Source organism: Psychrobacter sp. APC 3279 (assembly GCF_030407795.1).
In the GTDB taxonomy this organism is placed as follows: domain Bacteria; phylum Pseudomonadota; class Gammaproteobacteria; order Pseudomonadales; family Moraxellaceae; genus Psychrobacter.
The window spans coordinates 1-22,515 of the sequence record NZ_JASDCR010000030.1 but is presented as its reverse complement, the minus strand read 5'-3'; the positions used below and the strand labels follow the sequence as shown (position 1 = coordinate 22,515).

Genomic DNA, 22,515 nt, shown 5'->3' with positions numbered 1-22,515 from the left:
TTAGCGTGACCCAGACCAACCTAAGCAACCTTGATACCACCGTTAACGTGAGCTTGGGTAATACCAACACCGTTGAAGCGGCGGACATTGCGAGCATCAGCTATACCAATGCTGCCGGGGTGGTGGTCACGTTGGATAACCTGACTGACATCCAAGCCTTCCTTGATAGCGGCGCAACCATTACCATACCTGCAGGCAGCACGAGTGCGCCTGCCATTACGGTCACCGTCATTGATGATGTGGTGTATGAGCGCTCAGAAGACTTGGTTCTTAATATTGCCATACCGACAAGCAGCCCAACGGCTGCGACCATTGGCACAGGCAGTGCCACCGGCGTCATCCTTGATGAAGACCAGCGCGTCAATACCAACAACCCGAACAATCCAGATGATGTCACTGACGAAGTCGATGGCGACAAGCCGGTGGTTGGCATTACCGCAACTGATGCTCAAGCGGTTGAGGGGGTAGACAATACCTTAGTATTTACTGTGGCTCAGAATAACCTCAGTAATTTTGATACCACTGTTAAGGTCAGCTTAGGCAACAGCACCCTAATCGCTACTGATATTGCTAGCATCAGCTATACAGATGCCACTGGTGCCGTCATCACTCTGAATAATACTACCGATATTCAAAACTTTCTCACGAATGGCGATAGTGTCAAGATACCAGCAGGTAGCACGAGCGCCCCTGCTATTACAGTCACTGTGATTGATGACAATATTTTTGAGCAATCAGAAAATATCGTACTTACGATCAGCAATGCGTCCAATGCCACTGTTGGCAGTAATGCCAGTGCCACAGGTACCGTGCTTGATGAAGATAATGGTAATCCTAATGATGGCAGCACCACCGATGGTGACAAACCATTGGTCAGCATCACAGGTACAGAAAACCTGAGTGAAACTGCCGCCAATGGGTCGGCAAACACGGCTACCTATACGGTCAGCTTAAGTAATCCAAGCGCCCTTGATACCAGTGTGGTCGTCAGTATTGTTGCAGGCTCTGCAACTGGTAATGGTACAGATTACATCGCTCCTGTTACCCAAGTGGTCACTATTCCAGCCGGCCAAACATCAGTCAATATTACTGTACCATTAGTTGATGATACAAATTTTGAAGGTCCTGAGAACTTTACTGTCAGCATTTCGAGTATTGCACCAGTATCGACAGGCAATGTGATTATTGATCCTGTAAACAATACTGTAAACACCACGATCTATGATGATGGTACGACTGATGGTACGACCCCAGGCGGAGTAAATGACAACATCGTGCCAGTAGCAGTAGCAGACACGCTCACGCTAACCGAAGATGTAAGCATCGGTTCAAATTCTGGTAACGTTTTGACCAATGATAATTTGGGCAACACACCGACTCAAAGCTTCACTTGGGGTACAGAGTTTGCAAGCTATGGTAGTATCACTAAAAACCCAGACGGTACTTATAACTACGCGCTTAGTAACGGCAATACGGACGTACAAGCACTGGCAATAGGTGAGACGTTGACGGAGACGTTTACCTATAGTTTTAAAGATCAAGATGGTGAAACAGCCAATTCAACGCTAACCATCACTATTACGGGTACCAATGACCAGCCAAAAATCACCAATGGTGCCAGCGTAAATGGTGTCATAGACAGCAGACAAATCACAGAGCAAACAGATGCCTCTGTCATTACGCAAACAGGTACCATCAACTTTACTGATGTGGACACCAGCAATGAGTTAACGCTCAGTTATCTAACGAACCAAAACATCTTTACCTTTGGTTCGAATACCGCATTGACGTCATTAACAGCAGACCAACAAGCGGCACTAGAAAATATATTTAGCGTGAATCAACCATCAACGTCTACTAATGAGGCGAGTTGGAATATCAATGCTTCTTCTACTGCCCTTGATTTTATTCCGCCTGGTGAGACGGTAACGATTCGCTATGCCGTACAAGTCAATGATAACGAAGGGGTCACGACTGCCGCTAATGGCAATCAACTGAGCACCAGTGCTATTCGTTATATCCAAGTCACGATTACAGGTACAAACGATGGCATTGACCTTGTTAATGATAGTGAGACAATGCTCGAAGACGGCACACTCACTGGCAATATCTTTACCAATGATAATGATGATCCTGATATTGGAGAGATGCTGACGATAGAGAGTTATGAGGTTAATGGCACGGTAGTACCTGTAACGGCAGGTACTAATACCGCAATGCCTGTGACTATAGATGGAAATATAGTGGGGCAAGTCACTATGAATAGTGACGGCAGCTATATCTTTACCCCAACTGCCAATTATAGTGGCACTATCCCTACCATTACGGCTAATGTATCGAACGGTTTGCCAGTGGGCGATATCAATAGATCATCAGGCTCTGAGACGCTTGATATTACTGTGACGCCAGTCTCAGATGTGCCCACTTTATCAGCCGTATCAGTGACAACGAACGAAGACACCGCTGTGGTACTAGGGCTAAAAGCACCTATCATTAACGATGCCAATGATCTCACGGCAAATACAGATGACAGCCCTGAACGTATCGGCTTAATTACCCTAACTGGTATACCTAGAGGTGTCACGTTAGATTATGGTAGCGGCAATATTACGACGACCACTGCCAATCAAACGATTACGATTTTATTGAGTGACGGCCCCACTGTTAATAACCCACTAGGCCAAGATGCGTCGACTATCACCATGACAAGGGCTGAATTTGAAGCGATCGAACTAACACCACCTGAAGATAGTGCCGCCAATATCACTATTGGCATGGCAGTGACAGAGTATGAAGTCGATAGCACAGGTGCTATCGTTTCAGGGGTGGCAGGCGCTGCGTCTAGCACAACGATAAAAATTGACGTGCAAGCAGTGACCGACAGCACCAGCAAAAATGCTGCTGGCGATGACGTCAGTACCTTTGGCTATACTACAGTGGTAGGTGATACAGGAGTTGTGTCTGGTAGTACTTATACTGTTAGTGCCCAAGAAGGCGAGTCTGTTGCTTTGCCAATTACCACTGCATTCGGTGATTTGGTAGGCGGCGGCAATAATCGTGAGACTTACGGGTTTGTTATTAGTGGCTTACAGCCAGATGCGGTCATATCATTCACACCTGCGGGCAGTAACACAGTCACTGAATACACTGCTAACAGTAGTGGTCAGGTATTAATTGGTGTGAATGCCGCTTCACCTGCATCGACCACTTTGGCTGTGAGTAGCGGCTCAGAGCCGAAGATCAGTATCAAATCAGCCATCTATAATTCACTCGATATGAAGAATATCGAGGTATCTCTATACACCCAAGACCATGATACTGACTCGACCCCAAGAAACAAAACGGTTGAACTGATTAGTACGGTGACGGTAGATATGACCGTGACGCCTGTTGCTGGCGTAGTGGCAGCAGATAATGTTAGTACTACTGAAGATACTGCTTTTTCACTTGCCGAGTTTAATTTCCGAGTTGGTGATAATCAGTCTGGCGCTTCAATTTCTCCAGAAAGACTTACTAGCATTGAGTTTACCTTGCCAGAAAATTGGTCATATAACGATACCGATGGCATAGCCACAGCAGTTGGTAATACCATTACTATTGATATGACTAACTCACCTGATCTAAGTGGGTTTTTAATCACGCCACTTGCTCAGTCTTCAACAGATACTGATATTAACTTCATCTTGATAAGTGCAGATTTTGATGATGACGGCGGTATTACTCCTGCTGTTGCGACGACTGCGTTAACTCTCACTGTCGTCGTTACTCCAGTGGCTGAAAAAGTTGGTGAAGATATTGATGGTGATGGTACAGATGACCTAATCATCAATTCAGACCATACATACACGAATGTTGCACAAGAAGAAATTGCCTTTAGCCTTGGTGTTGATGGTGCATTTAGATTGCGTGATGATTGGGAAAACCAAGACGATACGGTCGACTTTGGACAAGAAAGTCATACGAATAATCCTCAGGATTCTGAGCAGACTTACGCTCACCTAACGTTTGGTTATAAAAATACTAGCGGCTTTGAAGCAGTCGGAGGCGCGGTCTTTACTTATAGTGATGGTACTAACACTATTACTCTTACCGATAGTGGCACTGGTGTTGATATTCCAGCCGTCTATCTTAATAGTGTGATGGTCATCTCGCCAGAAGACTATAGCGACTTCAACCTTTTCAATATTTTAAACCTTGCTGCTGATACCGAGACAGCGGTCAAAGTAGAAGCCAAAACCATAGATTATGATGAAGATACCGGCCTTGAGGTCGAGGCCATCAGTGGTGAGAGCTATCTGACCTTTAAAGTGGTAGGTGTGGCTGATAATGTCTCATTAGGCGTCGACCCAGCTTACGGTAATGAAGATCAAGCACTCGCTGGTGGTAATATGCGTGACGGGTCATCGACTGCTGTCGTTAATCCAACGAATGGTATTGCGCTACAAATTCGCCCAAGCTCACGTGATGATGATGGATCTGAGGTTTACAACGTGACCATTGCAGATATTCCAGTAGGCGCAAAGCTATATGTCGATGACAATGGCACCATTACTGAATTAAATACCAGTAGTGGCACGGTGACAATATCAGATTATACCAATGATGTGACCAATTTATACTTTGTACCGCCTGAAAACTACAGTGGTACGGTCAATTTGAAAGTGTCTGCAGTGAGTGAAGAGAGTGATGGTGATATCAGTGCATCTAGCGCCATACTTAATTTGCCTGTTACTGTTATTGGCAAGGCGGATCTTATATTAAATGATACCTTAGCCACTGAAACAGCTGCAGTAGTAACTGCTGATGGCCAAGCAACCACTAAGGATTACACTTATGTAGGTGCTGAAGATGCTGGTAATATCGCGTTATCAAAGTTCTTCTCTGACACGGCCAACATTACCGCTTATGATGTTGATGTACCTACTGCCGAACAAGTCACTTATAAAGTGACCGGTTTGCCAATAGGGTTTGATATTACGGGAGCCGTGTTCTTAGGTGGTAGCGGTCTCACACGCAGTTGGTCCGTATCTTTAGCCGCTTTAAAAGGTGAAAGCGCACAATTGGTTACCCCTGAACATTTTGCTGGTGAGGTTAAACTTACTATCACCGGAACCACGACCGAAACCATCTCTGGTGACAGTGTCACTCATGGTACCCAAAATGTATCTGTTCTAATAACACCTGATGCTGCTGATAGTGTAGAGGTTAACCCACAAGTGCTGGCGACAGAGGATGTGTGGGCAACGATAAACTTTAAAGCTGCTTTTAGCAGTAATGACATAATAGATGCAACAACCCCAATCAACAAAGCAACGGGCTCTGAGTCATTAGAAACCATCATTTTAAATGCTAATGATTTAATCAGTAGAGACGTGGCATTACGTGTGGATGGTTCTGACGTCATACTAGCAGCGAACGCCACATACACCTATACAGCGGGTCAAGTTATTGAAATTATGTATGATGATGATAAGCGTCATAGCGACAGCAATGTCAACATACCTTTTGGTTACACATATACTGACACGACCACATTGCCAGATGGTTCAACCGTCACCACAAAGTCATCAGTCATTACTGGCAATCAGGTAAATGTTACTTTCCAAGCTGTTACTGACCAACCGACTCTAACATTGACGCCTATAACATTGACAGGAGACACGGCTCCTAATAACACTATTGATAATGGTGGCTCAAATGACACAGCCTCGGTCAAAGTTTCATTAACCTCGCCTGATCAAGATGGCTCAGAAAGCTTTACCCGTCTAGAAATCAGCAACGTGCCGGCCGGTATTCGAGTAGAAGGCGGTATATTGGCTGGTAATACTTGGTATGTAGATGTCCCAGATACTGCGATAACGGGTGTAGCACCAGCACCAGAGTATGAGTTGGTATTCATCAGAGATACTAATATAGTTAATATAACTCCAAACACCTATGACATCACGGTGGTTGGTTTTAACCAAGATATTAACGGGCAGGGTATTGACGGTAGTGAAGCACGTGATAGCCAAATATTTAAACTTACGCTAGCAAGAATAGGTACTGGTATAGACCCTGAAGATCCAGACTTGATCAATACGCTGACAGTCACTTCGGCACCTCAGCCAGAAGATGCGCCTATTGTACTGTCTACTTTAATCAATGCGACGTTAAACTCCGACCCTGCAAGTGCAGTGAGTGCTTATAGCTTCACATTGACTGACCTACCAAACGATACGGTATTGACCAGTAGCAATCCAGACGTGCAGGTGCAGAAAATTGCAGACCAATGGATTATCAGTGTAGAGGCGAGCGCTGGCTTAACGCCTAACGAGGCACTAGCAGCAGTAACACTGACACCGCCTGCTGACTTTAGCACCAATGAAGACGGTCAAGAGCTTGTCTTCAATGTTGAATTTACGGCCTTGAATGATCAAGGTTTAGATGACAATCTCAAAATTGAGGATGTTAAAGTTGAAATCAAACCCGTCAGTGATGCCTTTGATAACGATGGTCAGGTTTCAGTCGTTTCAACCGATGAAGATATAGCAGTGGATATTGTCATTGATCTCACCAACAGTGCAGACGGTGACTATGTGTCATTAGTTGATGGTAAGTTGTATATTAAGATTGATGAAACAGGATTAACGACAGGATCAGGCGGCGTTGGCACATTAGAATATAATGGTACAATGTTGACACCAGATAATAACGGTGATTATATAATCGATCTAAACAATGGCGCAGGAGACTTAGTTAATCCTCCTGATAGCGTCACTGTTCAATATACCCCTGCTGCGAATGCTGATGGTAGTGCCACCATCACTGTAAATGCGGATCACAAAGAAGTGACCAATGTTTCTGGAATGGCTGATGGTGCTATCATCCCGTATCAGCATAGTTATGATGTCAACGTTACAGCGCAGCCAGATGCACTCAGTATCATCGGGAGCAATAATAATGATGGAGACAATGAACCATTAACAGTGACTGCTACAGGTGATGAAGATACCTTAATAGCTATACCTTATCAGATAGACCAAGTAGATGAAAACGATACGGCGGCAGCCATTACTCTGGATGAAGTCCCTAATGGCTACTTGGTGTATTATGCCAATGCGTCAGGAGACCTAGTTTTAGCTAGCAACAATGGTGTGTCAGCAATTAATGCTAACAATAATTCATGGTCAATCGATGCAACTAAACTGCAAGCTGGCGTCGATAATATCTTTATTGCAGCGCCAGAAAATGAAAGCGGTGTCGTCACGGGTATTGAGATGAGCGTGATTAGTGATAGCGGTGTAGTGAGTTCTCCGCTTGATGTGACGCTTGATGTGACGCCAGTTGCTGATGCTATTGAGTTCAGTCCTAGCCCTGTGATTGGCTCTCAAGGCAAGTGGACAGCCCTTAACTTAAACGCGGCTATGGTCGATATTGATGGCAGTGAAACGGTTAATGTGATACTGACGGGCACTAACCTGTATGGTAATGTGCTCGATGTGAAAACCAAAAGTGGCACTGCTATAAACAATGTTACGTTTGATTTTGATGAGGTTACTGGCACTGGTACTTATACCATTATAGGCGTCACACCAGATCAGCTGAACGAGTTGCTTGTAAAATCAGCCGTACCATATATAGGTACACTACAGATCAGCCTACAAACAGTTGAAGCGGCAAATGGCGACAACTTGACCACTGCAGCAGCAGCTCTACCTGTTAACGTTGGTTCGACATTGGTTTTCGCAGGAACACCTGAAGATGATGTCTTGATTTCAGTCAATCAAACCGCGGCACTCAAATACTCTGGTGGCGACGGTAATGACACCTTTATCGGTGGTAGCGGTAACGATACCCTGAATGGCGATGCTGGCGATGATGTTTTAACTGGCAATGCCGGTAACGATACCATTAACGGTGGTACGGGCGATGACATCCTTAGCGGTGGATCAGGCAATGATATACTTAGTGGTGGAGCCGATGACGACACGATAGATGGTGGTGCTGGTGCCGATACGTTAAATGGTGGAACGGGTAATGACACGATAGTATTTGATGCTGCTGACTTAGTTATCAATGGTGGTGACGGTATTGATACGTTACTCATTAATGAAGAAAATACCACAATTAACTTTGGCACTTTCGATTCATCTAAGTTTGAAAGTATTGAGGTTATCGATATGACGGGTAATGGTGCTCAGTCACTTACCAATCTGTCGACCAGTGATGTGCTTGATATCATCAATGATACGGTCATGACCGATAAGGACCTAATTATCAATGGTGACAGTGATGATAGCGTGAGTCTTACTGCGACAGGTTGGACAAATAGCGGTACTACCACTCAAGACGGTATCAACTATAATGTGTATAGCTTCTCTGATACCAATGGTAACCATGATCTGTTGATTCAGACTGATGTGAATACTACTATTCTATAGGCTTATTTACCTAGTACAGATTTTGATTTTTTACAAAACGCCACTGGATTCAATCTAGTGGCGTTTTTTTGTATTCACAGTATGGCTTTTTCTAGTTCTATTTTGATATATAAGGTTATATTGACTCTATTAATAGCGATTCTTGTAAACTCACTCACTAGGATCTGACCCTGGTGGGAAGTCATGGCGTAGCTGTGCGACATTAGCAGTCGTCACTGTATCAGTGAAGCTATTTAGATCGCTATGCACGTATTGTGTGACAGCTGCTATTTGTTCGTCATTCATCATACGATGAAAAGAGGGCATACCGCGCAGGCCATTGATAACGACACTAATAATATAATACTTTGATTGCATCTTGCTGTTGTTGGCAAGCGGTGGATAGTAGCCTGCGCCTTGTGCGCCTTCACCTTTTTGAATATGACAACCTGCACAAGAATCATCGTAGAGCTTTTTGCCATTAGTGGTAAAGAATCCTGTCTTGCCTTGCATGCTTCCTTCAAACTTGATGAGCCATTTCTGCAAGCTGGCGTCATCGAGCATTTTTGGTATTGACTCTACATCGACGATGTTAGTGACAGTCTTCGCCAAAGCTTCTTTTGACATATAGACACCGCCCCATGCACACTGATTGCGACTGGCTTGATTGTCAAATCGGTTGTCAGACATCATGGGCGCTGTTTGTGGGCTTGCGATAGTGGCTGCGCTCTCCGCTTTATATTGACTACAGCCTGAGAATAATACTGACCCGCCAATAACCACGGCTATCATTGCTTTGTTTGAGTTGAGTGGCCTAAATGGTTTGATTGAATTTGCTGTCACGATGTTTATGGCTTCCCGCGATATGCCTAATGTCCTTACTTTCATTATTATCATCCTTGCTTGAACGGCAGAGTTATTATTCAAAGCTCATTATTCAAAAACTGGCTATCCAAGTTTTTTGGCCTTTTGATGCAAGCGTTTGGCAGCATCCATACCAGATAGTATCGCACCCTCTTGCCACGCAGGAATATGTGAGCAGTGCTCACCTGCCAGTACGATACGATGGTCAATCTCGCAAAGTGTGTCGTAATACTGCTCACGACTGGACTCGCTCCAAATACCATAGCAGCCAAGCGACCAAGGGATACGGTGCCATGCGACTGAGGTGCCAGTGCGGAACTCTTTGGTATATTGCGGATGGATTCTTTTGCCGTAGGCGAGAGCTGCGCTGATACGCTCTTTGGGTGTCAACGAGTTAAATTTATAGGAAGCTTCCCCAAATCCATAGGCACCCAGTAGCACGCCTGTGCCTGTGGTAAACATGTCTTGTGACGGGTAGGAGATTTGTGAGATGGGCATGTCGGTATAGCTGATGCCGCCATAGATCCATTCATCCTCTTCCCAAAATCGCCGATTGAATTCCAAGCCCACTTTATAAGAGCTCTCATAAGGGACGGCTGCCATCGCTTGCTTCATCGGAGCGGAAACGTTGATGTCGATTTGCGTCAATATTGACAGAGGAATGGTACAAATGCACCAATCCGCGCGCACGGTTTTGGCAGCACTATCAGGGCTGCTGCTATCGACATAGTCAATGGTAACACCCGTCTCGTCTTGATTGATTTTGGTGACTTTGGCATTGAAAGTGATCATATCACGGCACTCGCGCGTGAATGCGTCACCAATTTTCCCCATACCGCCAACCGGCTGAAACATTGCTGGTTGATGTACATGCACGGTATAGTTGCTATAAATATCCGACCACATACCTGAGTCTAATAATTTGTCCATCGGTATGGGGGCTGATGGCTTAGCATCAGGCATCAGACCACCACCAGGATATACGCTATAGCCACGATGCTTACCTGTTTCATGACTTTTGATATAGCGATAGTTGTTATCTAGCACGCCCCAGCCCTTGAGACCTTCGAGTAATTTTTCTTTGTCCTCTTTATTGACCGTACTATCGAGACTGCCTTTGTTGACGGCTTTGGACAATAACTCTGATACATAACCGCGAATATCGCTTTGTACTTCGCCCAAGCGCTGCGGCGCACCATCGAAGTGATTGGTACGATGCAGATAAGCGCGATCATTGGTCTGGATAAAAGGCTGCAATGCCACACCGAACTTTTTGCAGTAATGAAAGACCGCGTAGTGGTGGATGGGCAGTCGCCATGGTCCGCCATTGAAGTAATTGCCTTTTTCGAAGTCGCAAGTGACCTCAGCACCGCCCAGCTCTGTATACTTGTCACCACTGTTCAGTGTCCAGCTGCGGCCACCGCCACGGTTTTGGTACTCAAGCACGGTCACTTTGTAGCCTGCTTTGCGTAGCTCATAGGCGGCAGTCAGACCGCCCAACCCTGCACCCAATATCACGATACTAGCGTCAGCCGGTGCGCCTTTAAGATTCATCTCTTCTTTAAAGCTCGACTCAGAAGCAAGCCCTAACGTAGTCATCGCTTGATACATCGCGGTCGCGCCTGCCGTCTTGCCTATCATTGAGAGCAGTTGCCGCCGTGTGGGAGATTGGAGCAGGTCATTCATAGAACTATCCTTATCGTGCTAGTATTTGCCATATGATAAAAGGCGAAGATTAGAGCGCATTTTTTATAGTTAGTCTTATGGTTAGCTTTTTTCTTTTATCACACGTGTGACATCCACCGCACTCACATCGCTATTTGGTAGACCACCAAAGGTGACGCGCACATAGTTAGTAATGCTCGCAATCTGTGTAGGGCTTAAATCTTTTGAGAAGCCGGGCATTTTTGGTGCTGTATTAAAGGCACCTTTTGCCCCAAATGCAATGACGCCAATTAGTGCATCAGGTTTTACGCGGCGAATACTACTCAAACCAACGATGGATGCATAGCGAGCATCAGGCTGGGCGTAACCATCGACCCCATGACAACTGGCGCAATGGATGAGATATAAATCTTTTGGCGAATTGCTGTCCAAGTTATTATTGCTGCCGCTATTGTTGGCACTGCTGGCAGTATTGGTTTTGGCATGCGCCAGATAGTCTTTTTGCTCAAGTAAGTCATAAGTAATAGAATCGCTGACTGGTTGCGGTAGACGAGACACATTGACAGGTATCAAATAATCATCGGTCTTAATGGCTGGAATGACTTTTAAATAGTCAGCCATCGCTATAAGGTCTTCGTCGGTGAGGTAGCGTGTACTATGCGCCACGGCTTCTGCCATCGGGCCGCCCGCGTAAGCGCGCTTATCAAGAGTGCCTGTACGTAGATAATTTACGATATCCATTTCGCTCCAAAGGCCGATACCCGTATCGTTGTCAGGCGTAATATTCGGTGCAAACCATTTACCAAGTGGTGCTCCGGATAAATAACGATCTTTATCTAGGCCTTGAGTTAAGTTGCGCGGTGTATGACAGGTACCACAGTGCTCTAAGTTATTGACCAAATATTCACCGCGCTGCTGGGTTGTCGTCAGTCCTGAGCGGTTTTCGGTAGAAGGTATATTGATGACATTCCATGCCAGCATTAAGCTACGAATATTTAACGGGAAAGGCAAATGAGTGGTTTTTTCAGGTGGTTTGTCTACGATAGGAACGGTCTGAAAGTACGCGAACAAGGCGCTGATATCCTCATCTGTCATGCCATGATAAGACGGGTAAGGCATCGCAGGATAAAGCTGATGGTTGGGTGCACGACCTTTTTGCAAAGCCTTTTTGAAGTCAGATTCAGTATAGTTGCCGATGCCATAGCGCGTTGACGGTGTGATATTGGTTGAGTAGATATTGCCAATGGGCGTCTCAATTGGTACGCCGCCGCTATAGTCTTCACGGTGGCAGGCCACACAGTCGGCGCTGCGTGCTACATAAGCCCCGCGATTGGTAAGCGTACTATTGGCTGGACTGACATTTGGCAGGGTTATTCGACTGGGTAAGGTTTCCATGGGCAGGCTGACCGTGCCTGCCATCACGACGGTAGACACTAAGCTGAATCCCAATGTCAGTGTTATTATCGAAGAAAATGACAATACTGGCATGACGGCAGAAAGTGGCTTCACAATGTCCTTATAATATCGATGAATCATGTCTAATTCCTTTTTAAGCTTTCTGCAAATCACTACCAGTATCTATTAAGCCAGTGGCGAAACATTAAAAGCACTACTGTCTGGCGGCTTCGACCTTGATACTTAAGTCAAGGTTTTTGGTCAGTCCGAACCAAGAAAATTTATTGATATTCCATTTTGTGCGATTAATCGTAGTAGTGAACTCACCACCGCAAACATCTTTTCTGATGCTCGTGTTTAGATAACAAGCAAACTTAGTCGCGGTTAGGCTAATTGGGTGGGTCTCGCCATGCAGTGTCAGTTGTCCATCTACCCGAGTGACCTGCGGGCTTTTTTGATCTTGATTAAAATGCCATTTTGTCGATTCAAAATGCGCTGAAGGAAACCTCTGCATATCAAAAAAATCAGGCCCCGTTAGACTATTATTAAAAGAAGGGTTGCCCGTATTTAAGGAGTTTATCGGTATGATTAATGAGATATCACCTGATCTTAAGTTTGGATCGTATTGCAATTGCCCTTTGATATTATAAAAACCACCAGTCGTGGCTGAATTCTTAAAGCGTTCGATAGCAAATCGGATATGAGTGCTGGCAGGATTAATAGCGTAACTGGCAGCTTGACTGCTATTTGCAGCGCCTACGAATAATAATGGAATGGTCAGAAAAGAATAGGTATGCGATGATTTTGGCCTAATAAACAACAAGCGCATAGCTACATTCCTTTACCAGCTATTGAAATAGAGGAGCTTATTCACAAGCGCTATCCTTGCGTTTGCTTAACAATAAGCCAGTGATTGTTTATTATTTATACAGGTTTTTTCAAATACTTAGTAGTGCTATTTTAGTAAAGAGATAACGCACGACTCTGTCACGTCCGAACGTCAATTCTAAGTATTGAAGCTAAGTACTGATGCATAAGCACTGAACCTAAGTGCTAACTTTAAGTGGTAGAGTGCTCAATGTTAGACAAGCTCAGACCAGTATGCCCTTTATCATCGTTGGTGCTGTGTGCTTTATTTTTAATCGATTGTTTGAAAAGTAAGGCTGAGAGCGCACAAGCTATCGTTAATGACAGCAGCATTGAGATCAACGTATGGCTAAAGAAATGATCGCCAAACAGCATCTTATATAGCCCCATTGTCCAGCCCAAAACGGTTACTGATATGACTATCTGGTAGCGGTATTTTCTTAGTGTCGGTAAAAAAGCCAGTCCATATAAAGAAAATCCTGCGCTGGCATGAGCCGCTGGAAAGCATCTGGCAGGCGTTGCTGCTACGACGTTTTGCCAAAGATTGAGGTAGGGTAAATCCCCATTAAAAATAGCTAAGTCATTTGGGCAACTAACATGGGTGACGCCTTTGAGCGTAGCAATAGTAGCAGGTACAATCGCCAATATAATCAGTAGGTAGCTAATCTCGCGCATAGATAAAGGAAGTAGAAATTTCTCAAGCTTATTATGACTGAGCTTACTACGATTATACTTATTACGGTTTAAGGTAGTAGCATTAAGCCTTGACTGTCTATACTTGATGATTAAAACCGCTATGAGGTAGACAGCCAATAGAATCAATAATACTTTGGGCAAATCATAAAAAATAAATGCATAAGGCTGCGCGCCTTTTTCGAGTAGCCAGTGACCATTGTTGTAAAAAAGCTCACTGATGCGTACATCTAATTGGCTATGCTCAAAAACCAAGGTGGCCATGATGGTGACGCACAGTAGTTTTAGCCAGTCCCAAGTCATTGCGTTTTTTTTTGAAGTCATGACTACACCTAATAACGTATATGCGATGTTGATGGATTTTAATACGACCTTTGTTTTATTGTTTACCTAAGATAGCGCTAGCAACGCATTGTGCTGTTAGGCGAGTGCTCGCCATGTTTTAATAAAATAGAGCAGACTTTAATAAAATAGAGCAGATAATGCCATTACCCATAAAACCATTAACAAACTTAACGCTAAGAACTGCGCCGCAGAGCCGACATCTTTTGCGATTTTTGCGAGTGGGTGTTTGGCGGTTGAAGTATGGTCAACGCAAGCTTCGAGTCCTGTGTTGATTAGCTCAACAATCAAAGATAAAAAAGAAGCGACGACCAGCATCATTTTTATACCAAGCGCAAAAGGCATAACGATGACAGCAGCGAGCAGTACAAGATTGAGCCACACAACTTGTCTAAAAGCCGCTTCAAATTTATATGCGGCCTTAAAGCCATCTATAGAGTAACTAGTGGCTTTTATAATGCGAAGGATTCCCGTTTTACCTTTGGCATGACTTGCAAAGCTATCAGCTGCGAGTGCATTATTATGCGTCGTCTGATTGACAGAACTATGCTCGGCTGACGGCTCTATAAGGTTGGTATGAGTAATTTGCTTCATAGGGCATTCTTAACGGTCTATTAAAATTAAGATAGCCTGAGTATAAGATGAGAGAGGTTAAGAAAACGTTAAGAGGATATAGAGGGATGAGAATAAAGCGTAATGGTTGTTTAAATTTGTCGTTTCCCAATCAGTAATTATGATTAGGAAATGAAGATGTCTTTGGACTATCACAAGGTTATTTATAATAAATACTAAAGGTGCTACCACCTGAGCGATTAGCTTGGTGAGTGAGCTGCCAGCCCATATGCGACATGATACGCTGGACGATACTGAGTCCTAGACCTGAGCCTTCAACCTTATGTTTTGTCTCATGCTCTGACGACAGGACTATTTGCTCGTCTTTATACTGAGACTCTAATCGCTCAAACCGTTCATAGAGTAAAGGCATCATTGCTTCAGGAATACCTAAGCCAGTATCAGTCACCGTGATTTTTTCGTCATCGATAGTAATGGCTACTTCGCCATCATCAGTATATTGAAACGCATTTTTTATGAGATTGCCTAGTGCCATTTTTAGGAGTTCGGGGCGTACGTAAGCGCTGTATTCCTGCTCAGCAATTACCTGACAAGTGACAGATTTATACCGCAGTAAGTACTTCAGGCGTTGCATTTCTGCTAAAGCGATATTGTTGATAGAGGTTTGCGGTGCGTCTAACTTTTCAGGCGCGCGCGATAGTAGAAGCAGGGCAGTGATAATCTCAGAAGTTTCTTTAGCAGTAGTACTAATCCGGTTGGTAAATTCATTTAAGTGGCTGTCAGCGTCTAATTGCGAGGCCAACACTTCAGAAGCTCCCATGATAATAGTCAACGGTGTGCGTAACTCGTGGCTGACATCACCAGTAAACAGTTGCTCGCGCTTGAGATATTGCTCTAACTTATGGTTTTTCTCATCGATAGCCCGTGCCAAGACACCGACCTCAGATGGTAAGTGTGTCAAGTCGCTTAAGTTGTGATGATCGGTCTCGACGGCTCGCTTCAAATCCAATAGAGGCTTGATGATTTGTTTGGAAGACAACTGAGAGAAGATAGCGGCGATAAGTAAGCTTAAAATAACGGCTACTTTTAGCGTATCTGCAAATATGTCTTCTAGGTGCTCAAATATCGCCAAGACTGGATAATTTCCCATTACCATTTCGGTGTTTTCTAGGTAAGTCAAAATATAGGTTTGACCATCTTGAGTATAGGCGAAAAGATGCAAGTTGGCATGACCTGCTCTAGAGGCTTTATTAACAGTGACAGAAGTCTCTTGCACCGTGTCATTGGCTATCGCTTGTAAACTGGCAGGTGCTTTGTCATAGCGATAAATCTTGATACCTGGCTCGGCGACATAAATAGGTTGGTCACCGTATTTTTCTTGACTAAGCTCTAGCTGCTGCAACAGGCGAGCCTTGACCAAATCTTGCTCTATTCGGCTCTCTGCGTACAAGAAAATACTGACAAAAGCTGCGCACAGTAATAACGCGAATATGAAGTAAGAAAGTCTGAATTTATTGGCTATCGAGTCTATATTGAGCATGGTGTGGGACAACTTAATAGAAAGGGACGATATATAACAGAGCGATAAATACGATATGGTCAGTCGGTTAGTAAGTCACATGAGGTTTATTCAATTCATAATGCAATCATGACTACGCGCTTGCTGATTTGTTAGGGTCAACAACTTGGTAACCTACGCCAGGTACTGTGACTATCATGGGTGTGTCAAATGGCTTATCAACCTGCGCCCGTACGCTATGCATATGGGTGCGCAGTGCATCACTACTGGGTATGTCTAGCCCCCACACTTTTTCTTCAATCTCAGTTTTACTGACGACGCGAGGCGCTGCACTCATTAGGATGTGCAATATTTTAAAGCCAGTGGGGGTAAGCTTTAGTGATTGTCCCTCACGCATAATAGTATGCTCACTGTTGTTTAAGGACAACGCTCCGACAGCAATACTGTGGGCAAAATGATCGTCTTCATGGCGACGTATGAGCGCTTTGATACGGCACTCTAGTTCAACCAACGAAAACGGCTTGACCAAATAATCATCAGCACCGCTATCAAACCCAGCGACTTTATCTAAGATTGTATCGCGAGCCGTGAGCATTAGCACGGGAGTCTTGTCATGCAACTCTTCCCTGAGTTTTTCGCACAGCTGCGTGCCATCCATACCCGGTAACATCACATCTAGCAGTATCACGTCATAGCGATTGTTTGAGGCAAGTGTTAGCCCGCTATAACCATTATGTGCGTTGTCCAACTCAAACCCTTTTGGCTCAAAAAAAGCATAAATATTGGCCACGATATCGGGGTTGTCTTCAATAACGAGTATCTTATACATGATGCTGACCTAGAGAATAGTGGTGACCTAAAACAATATAGAAACGGATTTAGTTATTTACTTTAAAAAAGGTTGCTGCACCTTTGACTTCATCGGTCGTAATACCAAAAAAGCTAAGCAACGTCGGGGTAATAAAATCATGCGACACTGGCTGATTGACAATACTAGAAAGACTTTCAGTATCGATACTATTGCTATTGGGCGACCAAACTATCGTAGGCACGTGTTTTTGGGTATCTGGTGCGAACTTATAGGGCAAGCCGTGTAGGTAGATATTATTTTCACCCAAACTCTCCCCATGGTCACTAATATATACCATTACCACATCATAATCTTGCTCATAAGGCTTTAGTGTATCAATCACATTACTCAAAAAATAATCGGTATAACGAATCGCATTATCGTAGCCATTTATCACAGACTGAGCATCACATTTAGACAGCTCATTGGTCATGCAAACAGGGTTATACTCTTCAAATGCTTTGGGATAGCGCTGGTAATAGGCGGGGCCATGATTGCCCATTTGATGCAGCAGAATAAGCGTGTCTTTCGGCATCTCTTGCTGTGAGCTGCCTGATTTAACCAGTTCATTAAACCCGTCAAGCATACCGATATCTCGGCATTCGACATCACAGTTGGGGTTTGTGTCAGCTGTTTTGTAGTTTTCAAAAGTAACGCGATCAGCCACGCCTTTTGAGCTAGAGTTATTGTCGCGCCAAATGACATTGATCCCTTGCTTGCTTAGCGTATCTAGTACGTTCTCATTATACTTGGCTGTATCGATATCGTAGTCTGTTCGATTTGCATAGCTAAACATGCAGGGTACGGAGTAAGCCGTAGAGGTTCCGCAGGAGACGGCGTTCTGAAAGCTATAGAGGTCTGACTGCTTTGAGAGCAGGGATGTGGTATTGCGTGTATAGCCGTTCAAGCCGAAGTGATCTGCGCGAGCCGTTTCACCAACCACAAACACCATTAGTTTAGGTTTACCGCCGCCATTCACACTATTAGCAGGTGCCACGCGTTTTGCATCCGTCGCATGCAGCGTCAAAGTATCAGGACGGCGTAGCTCATCGACATAGTTTTCACCAAGTTTGATCGCAGAGTAAATAGGCGTGATCGGGTTGGCATAAGAGCGAACTTGTTTATGTTGACGGAAGAAGCTGGCGTACTGGTCACCAAACGGCAAAATGCAAACGGCGATTAGCGCGACAGACAATATCAAGGTGGCTGTTTTTTGTAGTATGCCTCGCTGCCACGTAGAGCGTTTCAACCGTATCTTGCTAATGATAAATGCCGGCAACACGCCTAATATCAGCAGTCGAATGACCATGCTGGGGGCAAACAAGCCCATAGCCTCTGCCTGATCGGTCTCCAGACTGTTGATCAGCATGTTGGTGTCAAATATCGTCCCGTAAGCATCGGTAAAATAACCACAGATGGCAGCGATAATCAGTAGCGTAGCCAGTACGGGTTTGGCAATTGGGCGATAGCACAGCAGCTGCAATACCAGCCACATCAGTCCAAATAACAAACCTGTAATAGACAGGATAAAGCCGACGTTTTTGCTAAATGGATAGACCGCCAGCACCTGCTCAAAAAACCCAATATTTGCAGTCGCTACCAAATATAAAGCGACGATAATAATAAGATAACTAAGACTTATCTCACGATTATAGAGCTTACTAAGGTAGCTGGTTTTTGCGTTAGCGTTGGGTGCTTTGATTTTTAGCACATTGGTCTTGATGACTTGAGGTATGGACATACAGATACTTCTCAACAGATGGTAGGAAACGTCATTCCTTACCATAGCAAGTGGTCTGTTAAGAAGATGTTAAGGCGGTTGATGCTAACTAGAATAAGTTAGATGTTGTGTGGATTATTGAGATGGCTTTATACATTTAAATTAGGCAGGATTCATCATTGCCATCAATTGAGTTTTATTCCTTATGGTGATAAAACCATAGTGCATATCGATAAGGTTCTGCCTTTGCCACGATTGGATGATTTTATTGATGGTTTGTCTGGTAGTGCCTAGCATAAAACCAAGCTCTTCTTGCGATAAGCGCAGATCTATTTTGATATCATCTCCCGTCTGCTTGCCATAAGTATCGATCAGTCCAATCAGCATGCTAGCCAGTCGCGCTGAGGTGTTGAGTGAGGTAGCATCGTCAATCCAGTCAAATGCTCGTCGGATTCGCTCGCAGGTTATAAGCGCGAGGTGCTTGTATAAAATTGGATGCGATTGGGCTGTCTGAATCACTAGATTTCTAGGGATTGAGATGAGCGTTACTTTGTTAATCGTCCATGCGTCATGGGTGCGAGGATTGTCATCTATGATAGATATTTCACCAAACCACTCACCACTAGATAGATGCGCCAGTGTCATAGCATGGCCACTAGCGCTCACATTACAGACCCTAATCGTACCCGACACGACAAAGTGTAGCGCCGCATCATCGTTGTCACCGATGGCATGAATCATTTGGCCTTTTTGGTATACCTTTAACACCGCATCGCCTGCCAATAGCGGCTGCACAATGGCTGGCAATTGACTAAACCATGGGTCGTTATTTAAATAATGATTGATATTCATAAGTGTAATGTTTTTGACAGATTTGGTTTTATGAAATGGTGTAAAGTAATCATTCAGGATATCTAACACAGTAAAGGAATACACCATGCAAACAACTATGCAAACCGCGACATCAACGGATTCAACCTCGAGTGTACACCATAACATGAGCGAACAAGAGTGGCAGATGCGCGTAAATCTTGCCGCCTGTTATCGAATGATTGCTTCTTATGGCTGGGATGATTTGGTATTCACTCATATCTCTGCGCGCGTACCAGGTACTGAGGATGAGTTTTTAATCAATCCGTATGGGATGTTATTTGAAGAGATTACCGCTTCTAGTCTGGTCAAGGTCAATAAAGCAGGCGAGAAAGTAGCGCCATCAGAGTTTGATGTTAATCCAGCTGGATTTATCATTCATAGTGCTGTGCACGAGGCTCGTGATGATGCGCATTGCGTCATTCATCTGCACACCAATGATGGCGTTGCCGTCTCAGCACAAGAAAAAGGCCTACTACCCATCTCGCAACAATCATTATTTCCACTATCTAACTTGGCATACCACGACTACGAAGGCGTCGCATTAAACCCTGAAGAAAAGGTTCGTTTGGTTGCTGATTTAGGCGATGCTCACTTTATGATTTTGCGTAACCATGGTTTGCTCACTTGTGCCGATACGGTTGCCAATGCGTTCTTGTACATGTATATCATGCAAAGAGCGTGTGAGATTCAGATAAAAGCGCAGAGCGGAGGCGGTGCATTGACGCCGATACCAGCACAAATATTGGCAGGTATCCAAGCTGCATCAGAGCAAGTGACTCGAGGCGCGAATGGTGACATCGCTTGGCCTGCGTTACTAAGAAAACTGCGCCGCACCGACCCATCATTTGAGGAGTAAGTCTCTAATGATAACTCTTGATGAGTGGCAACGGCAGGGACAATATGAATCCATTAACGGGCACCAAATATTTACTCGGTATGCAGGGGATAAGAGTGCGCCTGCATTGCTATTGATTCATGGTTATCCTAGTGCCAGTTGGGACTGGGAGGGCATGTGGGATGCGCTAACCGAGCATTATTATGTCATCACCCTCGATATGCTAGGGTTTGGGTTGTCAGACAAACCCAAAAACGCGCGCTATCTAATCAGTGAGCAGGCTGATATTTATCAAGCGGTTTTGCAAAAACTGGACGTCAGTGATTATCATATATTAGCGCATGACTATGGTGATACGGTGACTCAGGAGTTACTAGCCAGACAAGTTGAGGGTAGTGCTGAGCGACACATTGCTAGCGTATGCTTTTTAAACGGCGGTCTGTTTCCTGAAACGCACAAACCTATCTTGGTGCAGAAGCTACTGCTATCGCCATTAGGTACTCTGGTATCAAAGCTGATTAATAAGCAGAGATTTGCGGGCAGTCTACAGCGGATATTTGGCCCCGACACGCAGCCCACAGTAGAGGTGATAGACACGCTATGGCAGCTGTTAAATCACAATGATGGATTGGCAGTGATGCATAAGTTGATTAATTACATACCCCAACGCCAGCAGTACCGCGAGCGATGGGTAGGCGCGATTATCAACAGTACTGTACCGGTGAAATTGATTGCAGGTGCCAAAGATCCCATCTCAGGTCAGCATATGATTGATCGTTATCGTCAGCTGATACCCAATGCTGATATAACCAATATGCCTATATTAGGTCATTATCCGCAGATAGAAGATGCGGCAGCGATCACAGCGGCCTATCTACAATTTAGACGCAGTATTCTGTAGATACCGTTCAATCTAACAAACGCAGGGCATCAAATGGTGCTCTGCGTTTTTTTATGAGTGGTGAGCACTTACACATGGCTTTGACTGAGTTTGGAAAGAAATATGTAGTTTGACTATTATTGTCACATGATAAGGATTATGAATTATACAAATTATCTATGAATAGTTACGGCATAGAATAGTCTCTAGAACAGCACATCGATATTTCTTATTATCATTATTAGGCCACTGATGACCATTAGTATCAGCAGCATAATTCTAAACTGGCTAATACTAATACCTGCCAAAAAGCGTTTGCCAATGATATTGCCAATTACGGCGCCCAGTCCTAATACAAGACCATACGCCCATATCTTGACGGTGAGTATCCCAAAAAAGGTGTAGCTGATGATTTGTACAATACCTACAAAAAAGGAATTCGCCGTTTTGGTCGCAATAAGGCTTTCTTTTTCTAGTCCAGCATTCATATAAAAAGGGTTAAGAATAGGGCCGAGGCCACCAACCAAGGTGCTCATAAAAGCAATGGCAAAGCCCACAGGTACAAAACCTACTTTTGGCATATCAAATGTCTTGCTTACCTTACCAAACTTGTATTGGAAAATAGTAGAGACTAAAAATGCCCCGACCAATAATTGAATCCAGCCTGCGTCCAAACGACTAAACACCAATGCGGCTAGCCATGCACCTACGATAGCGCTTGGGACATAATACTTGGTCAATGACCAATCAATATCATGCCAGAATAGATAGAGCCGTGAGGCATTGCTCAGAAAGGTAGCCACGTTGATCACAGGTGGTGCAATCGCTGTCCCTACCATCGAAGAGGTAACTGGTATCAGCAACATAGCGCCGCCACCGCCGGATATAGTGGAGATAATAAAAGCGACCATGACCTATGCTGTCAAATCTGTAGACATTGACTTGGGAGATTTTAGTTACGCAGCCTGACGATAAAAGTCAAACCATACCTGTCTTGGCGTTTTATAGCCTAAACCCTTTTGGATTCTAGTCTGGTT

Annotated in this window: 14 protein-coding genes; 3 read left to right on the top strand and 11 right to left on the bottom strand. The window is 44.4% G+C overall.

Features of this window, described 5'->3' with window-relative positions:
- The first annotated feature begins 47 nt into the window (after positions 1-47).
- Positions 48-8,423, top strand: coding sequence for a VCBS domain-containing protein (locus QL898_RS13415; RefSeq protein WP_290177140.1), 8,376 nt, complete (start codon positions 48-50; stop codon positions 8,421-8,423).
- A 150-nt stretch (positions 8,424-8,573) separates the two neighbouring features.
- On the opposite strand, the gene QL898_RS13410 is transcribed toward QL898_RS13415, so the two are convergent.
- The 10 genes from QL898_RS13410 to QL898_RS13365 all read right to left on the bottom strand — a co-directional run bounded on the left by QL898_RS13410 (position 8,574) and on the right by QL898_RS13365 (position 19,742).
- A complete protein-coding gene (locus tag QL898_RS13410) occupies positions 8,574-9,194 on the bottom strand; it encodes a cytochrome c (RefSeq protein ID WP_290177142.1) in 621 nt (206 codons plus the stop codon).
- 156 nt (positions 9,195-9,350) lie between these two features.
- Positions 9,351-10,952, bottom strand: a complete 1,602-nt coding sequence (locus tag QL898_RS13405) for a flavin monoamine oxidase family protein (protein WP_290177139.1) — start codon at positions 10,950-10,952, stop codon at positions 9,351-9,353.
- Between the two features lie 81 nt (positions 10,953-11,033).
- Entirely contained in the window at positions 11,034-12,350 is a 1,317-nt protein-coding gene (locus tag QL898_RS13400; protein WP_290177141.1) for a cytochrome c, read from the bottom strand.
- Between the two features lie 190 nt (positions 12,351-12,540).
- Positions 12,541-13,155 (bottom strand): YceI family protein, encoded by a 615-nt coding sequence (locus tag QL898_RS13395; RefSeq protein WP_290177138.1) that lies wholly within the window; start codon positions 13,153-13,155, stop codon positions 12,541-12,543.
- A gap of 230 nt (positions 13,156-13,385) precedes the next feature.
- Entirely contained in the window at positions 13,386-14,210 is an 825-nt protein-coding gene (locus tag QL898_RS13390) for a PAP2 family lipid A phosphatase (RefSeq protein ID WP_290177137.1), read from the bottom strand.
- Between the two features lie 138 nt (positions 14,211-14,348).
- On the bottom strand, positions 14,349-14,822 hold the full coding sequence (locus QL898_RS13385) for a diacylglycerol kinase (RefSeq protein ID WP_290177136.1): 474 nt from the start codon (positions 14,820-14,822) through the stop codon (positions 14,349-14,351).
- Positions 14,823-15,000: 178 nt separating this feature from the next.
- Positions 15,001-16,341, bottom strand: a complete 1,341-nt coding sequence (locus QL898_RS13380) for a HAMP domain-containing sensor histidine kinase (RefSeq protein ID WP_290177135.1) — start codon at positions 16,339-16,341, stop codon at positions 15,001-15,003.
- Between the two features lie 112 nt (positions 16,342-16,453).
- On the bottom strand, positions 16,454-17,149 hold the full coding sequence (locus tag QL898_RS13375) for a response regulator transcription factor (protein ID WP_290177134.1): 696 nt from the start codon (positions 17,147-17,149) through the stop codon (positions 16,454-16,456).
- A gap of 49 nt (positions 17,150-17,198) precedes the next feature.
- Entirely contained in the window at positions 17,199-18,911 is a 1,713-nt protein-coding gene (locus QL898_RS13370) for a phosphoethanolamine--lipid A transferase (RefSeq protein ID WP_290177133.1), read from the bottom strand.
- Positions 18,912-19,052: 141 nt separating this feature from the next.
- Positions 19,053-19,742, bottom strand: coding sequence for a Crp/Fnr family transcriptional regulator (locus tag QL898_RS13365; protein WP_290177132.1), 690 nt, complete (start codon positions 19,740-19,742; stop codon positions 19,053-19,055).
- Between the two features lie 85 nt (positions 19,743-19,827).
- On the opposite strand from QL898_RS13365, the gene QL898_RS13360 reads away from it, so the two are divergent.
- Both QL898_RS13360 and QL898_RS13355 read left to right on the top strand, forming a co-directional pair.
- Positions 19,828-20,619, top strand: a complete 792-nt coding sequence (locus tag QL898_RS13360) for a class II aldolase/adducin family protein (protein WP_227673240.1) — start codon at positions 19,828-19,830, stop codon at positions 20,617-20,619.
- 7 nt (positions 20,620-20,626) lie between these two features.
- Positions 20,627-21,499 carry an alpha/beta hydrolase gene (locus tag QL898_RS13355; protein ID WP_290177131.1) on the top strand — a complete coding sequence of 291 codons (873 nt, stop codon included), beginning with the start codon at positions 20,627-20,629 and terminating at the stop codon, positions 21,497-21,499.
- A gap of 185 nt (positions 21,500-21,684) precedes the next feature.
- Here QL898_RS13355 and QL898_RS13350 read toward each other — a convergent pair whose 3' ends face one another.
- Positions 21,685-22,389, bottom strand: a complete 705-nt coding sequence (locus QL898_RS13350) for a sulfite exporter TauE/SafE family protein (protein ID WP_290177130.1) — start codon at positions 22,387-22,389, stop codon at positions 21,685-21,687.
- Between the last annotated feature and the right edge of the window lie 126 nt (positions 22,390-22,515).